Below are 9157 nucleotides of genomic sequence, written 5' to 3' on the forward strand. Positions count from 1 at the left end.
GGACGCACCCCGCACCGGCGCGCCCACCCAGGTGTGGGGACACAGGAGGAAGACCCAGTGAGCGAGCCGATCCTCGAACTGCGCGGCATCAACAAGAGCTTCGGTCCGGTGCACGTCCTGCACGACATCGACTTCGCCGTGCACCCCGGCCAGGTCACCGCGCTCGTCGGCGACAACGGCGCGGGCAAGTCCACGCTGGTCAAGTGCATCGCGGGCATCCACCCGACCGACTCCGGCACCGTGCTGTTCAACGGCAAGGAAGTCAACATCCACGGCCCGCGCGACGCCGCCGCGCTGGGCATCGAGGTCGTCTACCAGGACCTCGCGCTGTGCGACAACCTCGACATCGTCCAGAACATGTTCCTGGGCCGCGAGCGCGGCAAGGCCGGCCTGCTCGACGAGGCCGACATGGAGCAGGCCGCCCGCAAGACGCTGACCTCGCTGTCGGTCCGCACGGTCAAGTCGGTGCGCACCCAGGTGTCGTCGCTGTCCGGCGGCCAGCGGCAGACCGTGGCCATCGCCAAGGCCGTGCTGTGGAACAGCAAGGTCGTGCTGCTCGACGAGCCGACCGCGGCGCTGGGCGTCGCGCAGACCCGCCAGGTGCTCGACCTGGTGCGCCGGCTGGCCGAGCAGGGCCTGGGCGTGGTGCTGATCAGCCACAACATGAACGACGTCTTCGAGGTCGCGGACCGCATCGCGTGCCTCTACCTGGGGCGGATGGCCGCCGAGGTGAACACCAAGGACGTCACGCATGGCCAGGTGGTCGAGCTGATCACCGCGGGCCGCTCCGGCGAGCTGGGCATCGCCCGGCCCGAATCCGCCACCATCTGATGCCGCAGGCGCAGGACGAGGAACGCAGCATGACCAACACAACAAGCGAGACGTCGCCCAAGGACGCGCAGGGCGCCGCCATCTCGGACTTCGGCATCGACACCACCTCGCGGTCCACCGGCGAGGCGCTGCGCGACTACGCGGCCCGCCTGCGGGGTGGCGAACTGGGCTCCCTGCCCGCGCTGCTCGGCCTGGTGGCGCTGCTGATCGTGTTCAGCTCCCTGGCCGACACCTTCCTGACCCTCGGCAACATCGCCAACCTGCTCGCGCAGGGCGCCAGCATCGTCATCATCGCCATGGGCCTGGTGTTCGTGCTGCTGCTCGGCGAGATCGACCTGTCCGCGGGCACCGCGTCCGGCGTGTGCGCGTCGGTGATGGCGCTGCACCTGGTCGAGAACGGCAACCTGCTCGGCGGCATGGGCGACACCGTCTTCATCGTGTTCTGCGCCGTGCTGGCGCTCGCGGTCGTGCTCGCCGCGCTGATGAGGGTCTGGCCCGGCGCGGTCCTGGCCGGCATCGCGCTCGTGATCGCGCTGGTCGGCGTCCCGGCCAACCCGTGGGTCGAGATGCTGCTCGCGGTCTGCGTCGGCGCCGCGATCGGCTCCATCACCGGCTTCCTCGTCGCCAAGGTCGGCATCCCGTCGTTCGTGGTGACCCTGGCGCTGTTCCTGGCGTGGGGCGGCGTGGTGCTCCAGTTCATCGGCGACGGCGGCACCCTCGGCCTCCGCGACGACGTGCTGTTCAACGTCGCCAACGGCAACCTGGACACCGCGGGCTCGTGGATCCTGTTCGCCCTCGCCGCCGGCGGTTACGCCGCGGTCGTGCTCGGCCGCCACTTCAGCCGGCTGCGCCGGGGCCTGGTCGCCCAGCCCACCCCGCTCGTGCTGACCAAGGTCGGCGTCATCGTGGCGCTCGCCGCGGCCGCCACCTACGCGCTGACGCTGAACCGCTCGGTCAGCGACGTCGTGGTCATCACCGGCGTGCCGTACGTGGTGCCGCTGGTGCTGGTCCTGCTGGTCCTCGGCACGTTCGCGCTGGAGCGCACCCGCTACGGCCGCCACGTCTACGCCGTGGGCGGCAACCAGGAAGCGGCCCGCCGCGCGGGCATCAACGTGGCCAAGATCCGGATGAGCGTGTTCGTGATCGCCTCCTCCGCGGCGGCCATCGGCGCGATCGTCTACTCCTCCAAGGTCGGATCGGTCGACCCGAACGCCGGTGGCGGCAACACGCTGCTGCTGGCGGTCGGCGCGGCCGTGATCGGCGGCACGTCGCTGTTCGGCGGCAAGGGCAGGCTGCGCGACGCGGTCATCGGCGGCGCGGTGCTGGCGACCATCCAGAACGGCATGGGCCTGCTCAAGCAGCCCGCCGCCGTCGTGTTCGTGGTGACCGGCATGGTGCTGCTGCTGGCCGCGAGCATCGACGCGCTGTCCCGTCGCCGGGCGGCGAACGCCGCCCGCTGACGTGAGCACACCGACCGCGGGAGCACGACCGGACGAGGTCCGCAGGCACAACCGCACGGCGCTGCTGCGCCGGCTGCACGTGGACGGGCCGTCCACCAGGGCGTCGCTGGCGGCTGAGCTGGGCCTCAACCGCAGCACGATCAAGGCCCTGGTGGACGGCCTGGCCGAGTCCGGGGTGGTGGCCGAGCGGGTGCCCGCCCAGCGCTCGGGCGCGGGCCGCCCGTCCCTGCTCGTGCTGCCCCAACCCCACGCCGCCGTGGTCATGGCCATCGACATCCGCGTCGAGCAGGTGGCGATGGCCATGGTGGGCCTGGGCGGCGACATCCTCGGCCGGGACTCGTGGAACCTGCACCACCGGTCCCGCGACCCCGGCGAGGTGATCACGCACATCGCCGACTCGGCCAAGCTGCTGGCCGACGAGCTGGACGCGCGGGCCGTCGGCGTCGGCGTGTCCGTGCCGGGCGTGGTGCGCCGGGCGGACGGCCTCGTGCACGAAGCGCCCAACCTGCACTGGACCGACGTGGCCCTGGGCGAGCGGCTGTCCGCGGTGCTGAAGGTGCCCGTCCAGGTCGGCAACGACGCCGAGCTGGGCGCGCTCGCCGAGCACACCCGCGGCTCCGCTCGGGACTCGTCCGACATCGTCTACATCTCCGCCGACGTCGGCATCGGCGGCGGCGTCATCTCCAGCGGGCAACCGCTGCGCGGCACCGGCGGTTACGTCGGTGAGCTGGGTCACATGGTGGTCCGACCCGGCGGCCGGAGCTGCTACTGCGGCTGCCACGGCTGCTGGGAGACCGAGGTCGGCGAGGCGGCCCTGTGCCGGGCGCTGGCCCTGCCCGAGGACTCGCCGCGCGGCGCCGTGGTGGCCGAACTGCGGTCGCTGGCGGGCTCGCCGGACTCGGTGGCGCACCGGCTGGGCGAGTTCACCGAGTGGCTGGCCATGGGCCTGGTGACCGTCGTCAACATGCTGGGCCCCGAGCTGGTGGTGCTCGGCGACCTGTTCACCGCGCTGCCCGAGTCCTTGGTGGACCGGTTGCGGCGGACCGTGCAGGAGCGGTCACTGGTGTCGCGCGCCGTCGGCGGCACCCGCATCGAGACGTCCCCGCTGGGACGTGACGCGAAGCTCATCGGCGCCGCGGAACTGGCCTTCGAACCCGTGCTGGGCGAAGTCTGAGCGGCCCGGGAGCCCGATCGATCAGCGGTCCGGGATGTGCAGGGGGCGGGGATCCCAGTGGGATCCCCGCCCCGGACGGCTAGGGTGCCACGAGCCGCGGACGGCTCGCGGTGTTCAGCCCTGCTGCAACTCGGCAGCGAGCTCGCGCAGCTTCGTGCTGTGCTCGCGGGCGTGGTGCCCGCAGAACAGCAGCTCGCCCCCGGAGGGGAGCACGGCGCGAACCTGGGCAGCGGCCCCGCAGCGGTCGCAGCGGTCGGCAGCGGTCAACGCGGGGCGGGTGAGCGTGGTAGTCATGGAAATCTCCCTCCGTCCCGGCACCGGGGATCGGTGCCCTCACACCTAGCTGCGACCACTTCGCATCTGGCGGGTGCGCCGTGTTCGCTGCTTCCACTCTTGCAGACGCACGGGCGTAAGTCAGTGTTCCCTGGGTCGTGGCGACCCGCGTCACTGCCCATTTACCCGGTGGTCGGGTGGTTCGAACCTGCGCCCCACCATCGGTTCGATCAGCGCTCCCTCACTTTCCGCTGTCACGCCAAGGGTTTCCGACCTGCGAATACGGCATCGGGATCACCTCCGCTGGGCCGAAAGGTGCATGATCGGGACACCTCCCGGTGATGGGTAACACTTCGGTCAGCCCAGAGCGAACACGCCCCCGGGGTTCCACCATCCGGACGTACGAGTCCGTTCACCGCCGCGTCAGACGGCGATCCGCGTCCCGTCGAACCGGGTGAGGCCGAGCGAGGCGTCCTCGTGCGCGACCCGCGCGTGGTCGCGCAGCACCCCGATCGCCACGGCCTCGCCCAGCCGCACGGCCTCGGTGAAGTCCGAGCGCCAGTGCACGCCCGCCATGTTCCGGCCGGTCGCGACGTTCGACGCCACCTTGTCCAGCTCGCCGCCGACGGTCAGCGCGTCCCCGCCCCGGTAGGGCTCCAGGGCCGTGCCGTCGCAGTTGGGCACCACCGAGTCCGGCAGCACCCACGACTCGTCGAACCACGCCTTGAGCACCGTCACGCACGCGCCCGCGACCGTGGCGTGACCGGAGCCGTACGACGGGTGCGCGGGCGAGCCCTCCGGGAACGCCACCGGCAGCAGGTACGTGCCGTGCCGCTCGCGCACGAGCCCGACCGCCGCCGAGTCCAGCACCTCGCGGTCGATCACGTCGTACCCGCGCAGCCCGGCGAGGTGGGCGTGCACCCGGCCGCCGAACTCCTCCGGGCGCATCCGGCGGTGCACGTACCACTTCTGGAACCACGCCGCCTTCAACGCCCTCGTCGCCACCTCGGTGACCAACGACAGCAGGTGCGGGGGCCCGTAGGTGCCGAACCCGACCTGGGTGCGCGAGTGCTCGTACGGGTTGCCCGGGTCCGGCGGCGCGCCCACGTCGAGCAGGATCAGCGCCGCGTTCAGGTACGCCTCGTACAGCGCGTCGAAGTGGACGTAGTTCGCGAGGTCGCGCGGCGTGCGCAGGTACCGGCGGTCGGCGTGGTCGCGCTCGATCCCCGGCGGCTCGAAGCCCTCCTGCACCGCGAGCCAGGACCCGAAGTCGGTCAGGTGGTCCCGCCCCGGCCGCACGGTGTCGTGCCGCTGCGGGATGCGCAGCGTGCCGAACTGGACGTCGCGCAGCAGGAACTGCGACAGGAACGGCCCCCGCAGGTCGCCGCGGGCGTCGCCGCGGAAGATCGTCGCCGGGGTGACCCGGCCGCCGGCCTTCGGCGCCCGGTAGTCCGACAGCCGCGACAGCTCCTCGGCCGCCCGCGCGATCAGCGGGTCGCGGTCGTAGGACGTGAAGGGCACGTCCCGGACCAGCGCCATCCAGTACAGCTCGACGGCCTCCGCGGAGTGGCGGGCGCTGTCGACGCGCGGGACCGGCGGCATGGTCAGCGCGTGGCTGTCCGGGCCCTCCAGGTCGAACGCGAGACCGGCCTGCGGGTTGACCAGCTTGCGCCCCCGGCCGAGCGGGATCCGCTCGAAGTCCTCCGACCGCCCCGTGGCGAGCGCCCGCGACAACGCGTCGTAGGCGTCCGGCAGGACCTCGCCGACCTCGTCGTGCGGCAGCCCCTTGCCGTAGTTGGCGAGGTAGGGGTATTCCCCCTCCTCGCCGTTGTTGACCTGCTCCGGCCAGTCGAGCCGGTCCAGCGCGTCCGCGGCCGCGAGCCTCGACAGGCGCGCTCCGGTACGGCGTTCAGCCATGGTGACATCCCCCTTGACGGCCTCCCCTGGCGCCGCCCCCTGCGGCGATGGCCGTCAGTAGTGGGATGCGCGGGGAGCCCCGGGGTTGTCACCCGGACAGGAAAAAGGGCACCCCGGCTCGCGTGGACCGGGGTGCCCTTGATCTGTCCGTCCGACTAGTCGAGGTAGTCGCGCAGCACCTGCGAGCGGGACGGGTGGCGCAGCTTCGACATCGTCTTCGACTCGATCTGCCGGATGCGCTCCCGCGTCACCCCGTAGACCTGGCCGATCTCGTCCAGCGTCCGCGGCTGGCCGTCGGTGAGGCCGAACCGCAGCCGCACCACGCCAGCCTCGCGCTCGGACAGCGTCGCCAGCACCGACTGGAGCTGGTCCTGGAGCAGCGTGAACGACACCGCGTCCACCGCCACCACGGCCTCGGAGTCCTCGATGAAGTCACCGAGCTGGCTGTCGCCCTCGTCGCCGATGGTCTGGTCCAGCGAGATGGGCTCCCGGGCGTACTGCTGGATCTCCAGCACCTTCTCCGGGGTGATGTCCATCTCCTTGGCCAGCTCCTCCGGGGTGGGCTCGCGGCCCAGGTCCTGGAGCAGCTCGCGCTGGATGCGGCCGAGCTTGTTGATGACCTCGACCATGTGCACCGGGATGCGGATGGTGCGGGCCTGGTCGGCCATCGCGCGGGTGATCGCCTGGCGGATCCACCACGTGGCGTACGTCGAGAACTTGTAGCCCTTGGTGTAGTCGAACTTCTCCACCGCGCGGATCAGGCCCAGGTTGCCCTCCTGGATCAGGTCCAGGAACGCCATGCCGCGGCCGGTGTAGCGCTTGGCCAGCGACACCACCAGGCGGAGGTTGGCCTCCAGCAGGTGGTTCTTGGCCCGCTCGCCGTCCCGCACGATCCACCGCAGGTCGCGGCGGAGCTGCGGGGTCAGCTTCTCGTTCTCCTCCTCGGCGCGGCGGACCCGCTCCGCGGCGTAGAGGCCGGCCTCGATGCGCTTGGCGAGCTCGACCTCCTCCTCCGCGTTGAGCAGGGCGACCTTGCCGATCTGCTTGAGGTAGGCGCGGACCGAGTCGGCGGAGGCCGTCAGCTCGGCGTCCTTGCGGGCCTGCCGCAGGGCCTCCGACTCCTCCTCGTCCCAGACGAAGTCGCCCTCGCCGGGCTTGGCCTCCTCCTCGGCGGGCTCCTCCTCGACCGGCTCGTCGATCAGTTCGACGTCGTCGACCAGGTCCTCGCCGTCCGGACCCTCGAAGCCGTCCGGCTCGTCACCCTCCGTCGCCTTCTTCGCCTTGGCCGGCGCGGCAGGGGCACCCTTGGCGCCCGCCTTGCGCGGCGCCCGCGTGGTCGTCTTGCCCGCCGCGGCGGTCTTCGCCGCCGGCTTCTTGGCCGGGGCCTTCCTCGCCGAGGTGGCCTTGGGCGTCTCCTCGGCGTCAGCCTGAGCTGCCTGGGTCGTCTTCGCGGCTGCCACGTACGCCCTTTCGCGACTGTCGATCAAGGCAAACCGAAGGGCGCGAACCTCGGTCGCCGGAGTACGGGGGATCCCCCGCCGGATCGTTCGTCAGCGGGGCACCGTTCCATTGTAACGACGAGAATCGCGTGCCGTTGCGCCCCGCTGTGGACCGAGGTGGTCCGGCACGCGTTCTCGCAGCTCAGAGCTTCGGGTTCGTCGGTTCGGGTTGTTCAGGGAGCGAGGTGGTGGGTCGCCGCCACGGCCGCGCCGACGATGCCCGCGTCGTTCTTCAGCGCCGCGGCCACCACCTCGGTGCGCACCTCCAGCAGGGGGAGCCACTTCTCGGCCTTCTTGCTCACCCCACCGCCCGCGATGACCAGGTCCGGCCAGATGAGGTTCTCCAGCACGGAGATGTACCGCGACACCCGGGGCGTCCACTCCGCCCAGCTCAGGCCCTTGTCCTCCTTCACCGAGGCGGCCGCGCGGGTCTCGGCGTCGTGGCCGTCGACCTCCAGGTGGCCGAACTCGGTGTTCGGGACGAGCCTGCCGTCCAGGAACAGGGCGCTGCCGATGCCGGTGCCGAAGGTCAGCAGGACCACCAGGCCGTCCCGGTCGCGACCGGAACCGAAGCGCATCTCGGCCACGCCCGCGGCGTCGGCGTCGTTCATGACGACGACCTGGTCCTTCGGCCTGCCGAGGCGGTTGGCGAACAGCTCGGCGGCGTCCGTGCCGATCCACTTCTTGTCCACGTTCGCGGCGGAGCGGGCGACGCCGTGCTGCACGACGCACGGCAGCGTGACGCCCACGGGCCCCTCCCAGCCGAACTTCTCGACGATCTCGGCGACCACGTCGGCGACCGCGTCCGGCGTCGACGGCTGCGGCGTGTTGATGCGCAGGCGTTCGCCCTCCAGTGCACCCGCCTCCAGGTCCACGAGCCCGCCCTTGATGCCGGAGCCGCCGATGTCCACGCCGAACCCGCGGGTCATGCCCATCCCCGTGGCCCTTCCTACTCGATTCAGTGACCGTGGCCGCAGACATTAGCCTGCGGTTCTCCGATAGTCCCGTGAGAGTGACGCAGGAGGAACAGTTGCGTTTCGATCCACGCTCATTGGTCGAGATCGCCGCCACCGTCGCGCGCGAGGCCGGTGACCTGGCCAGGAACATGCGCGACGCCGCCGTGGCGGACGTCGGCACCAAGAGCACGCAGACCGACGTCGTCACGGCGGGTGACATGGCGGCCGAGCAGCTCGTGCGCCGGCGGCTCGCGTCGCTGCGCCCCGGCGAGCCGGTCCTGGGGGAGGAGGAGGGCGGCGAGGCGGCCGTCGAGGGCCTGACCTGGGTCGTCGACCCGATCGACGGCACGGTGAACTACCTCTACGGCATCCCCCACTACGCCGTCTCGCTCGCCGCCCAGCTGGACGGCGAGTCCGTCGCCGGCGTCGTCTACGAGCCCGCCACCGGCCACCTGTGGACCGCCTGGTCGGGCGGCGGCGCCTACCTGGACGACCGGCGCCTGTCCGTCTCCGACGCCACCCGTTTGGACGTGTCCCTCCTGGGCTACGGCTTCTCCTACAGCCCGGAGCGGCGCCAACGCCAGGCCGACGCCTGGGCGGCGCTGGCCACCAAGGTCCGCGACATGCGCCGGGCGGGCGCGGCCTCCCTGGACCTGTGCGCCGTGGCCGCCGGCCGCCTGGACGCCTACGCCGAGCACGCCCTCAACCGCTGGGACTGGGCCGCGGGCGCCCTGATCGCCCGCGAGGCCGGCGCCGTGGTCCACCTGCCGGGCGACCTGCCGGCCCTGGGCCGCGACGTCACCTTCGCCGCCGCCCCGGGCATAGCCGAGGCCCTCTGCGAAGCCCTGATCAACACCAACTTCCCCACCGTCTAACCCCCGCGAGTCATGCGCTCACCCCTCGCGAGTCATGCGCTCAACTCCCGCGTGTCATGCGCTCAGCCCTCGCGAGTCATGCCTCCAGACCCCGCGTGTCCTCCACTCAGGCATCGCGTGTCCTCCACTCGGGCACGGTGAAACCACCGCTCACGACCAGCCGGGGAGTGCC

The 9157-nt window shown here is 71.8% G+C and carries 8 protein-coding genes; 4 read left to right on the forward strand and 4 right to left on the reverse strand.

Going from position 1 to position 9157, the window contains the following annotated elements; all coding sequences use genetic code 11:
• Positions 1-57 precede the first annotated feature (57 nt).
• The 3 genes from ACFV4N_RS34580 to ACFV4N_RS34590 are packed head-to-tail and all read left to right on the forward strand — an operon-like array spanning position 58 to position 3465.
• The gene (locus tag ACFV4N_RS34580; protein WP_499676870.1) at positions 58-831 is read left to right on the forward strand and encodes an ATP-binding cassette domain-containing protein; all 774 of its coding nucleotides are present in this window, start codon (positions 58-60) and stop codon (positions 829-831) included.
• Positions 832-860: 29 nt separating this feature from the next.
• Positions 861-2291, forward strand: coding sequence for a sugar ABC transporter permease (locus ACFV4N_RS34585; protein WP_499676871.1), 1431 nt, complete (start codon positions 861-863; stop codon positions 2289-2291).
• Position 2292: 1 nt separating this feature from the next.
• Positions 2293-3465 carry an ROK family protein gene (locus tag ACFV4N_RS34590; protein ID WP_499676872.1) on the forward strand — a complete coding sequence of 391 codons (1173 nt, stop codon included), beginning with the start codon at positions 2293-2295 and terminating at the stop codon, positions 3463-3465.
• Between the two features lie 114 nt (positions 3466-3579).
• Here the strand turns inward: ACFV4N_RS34590 and ACFV4N_RS34595 are convergent, their stop codons facing one another.
• The 4 genes from ACFV4N_RS34595 to ppgK form a co-directional block, all read right to left on the reverse strand.
• Entirely contained in the window at positions 3580-3759 is a 180-nt protein-coding gene (locus tag ACFV4N_RS34595) for a DUF7455 domain-containing protein (RefSeq protein WP_015800348.1), read from the reverse strand.
• Positions 3760-4161: 402 nt separating this feature from the next.
• Positions 4162-5655 carry a vanadium-dependent haloperoxidase gene (locus tag ACFV4N_RS34600; protein WP_499676873.1) on the reverse strand — a complete coding sequence of 498 codons (1494 nt, stop codon included), beginning with the start codon at positions 5653-5655 and terminating at the stop codon, positions 4162-4164.
• A gap of 155 nt (positions 5656-5810) precedes the next feature.
• Positions 5811-7115, reverse strand: coding sequence for an RNA polymerase sigma factor (locus tag ACFV4N_RS34605; protein WP_499676874.1), 1305 nt, complete (start codon positions 7113-7115; stop codon positions 5811-5813).
• Positions 7116-7327: 212 nt separating this feature from the next.
• Positions 7328-8089: a polyphosphate--glucose phosphotransferase gene (gene ppgK, locus ACFV4N_RS34610; RefSeq protein WP_499676875.1), complete on the reverse strand. Its 762-nt coding sequence runs from the start codon at positions 8087-8089 to the stop codon at positions 7328-7330.
• A 95-nt stretch (positions 8090-8184) separates the two neighbouring features.
• On the opposite strand from ppgK, the gene ACFV4N_RS34615 reads away from it, so the two are divergent.
• Positions 8185-8985, forward strand: a complete 801-nt coding sequence (locus ACFV4N_RS34615) for an inositol monophosphatase family protein (protein WP_499676876.1) — start codon at positions 8185-8187, stop codon at positions 8983-8985.
• Positions 8986-9157 lie beyond the last annotated feature (172 nt).

This window comes from Actinosynnema sp. NPDC059797, from assembly GCF_042732085.1.
Lineage (GTDB): Bacteria > Actinomycetota > Actinomycetes > Mycobacteriales > Pseudonocardiaceae > Actinosynnema.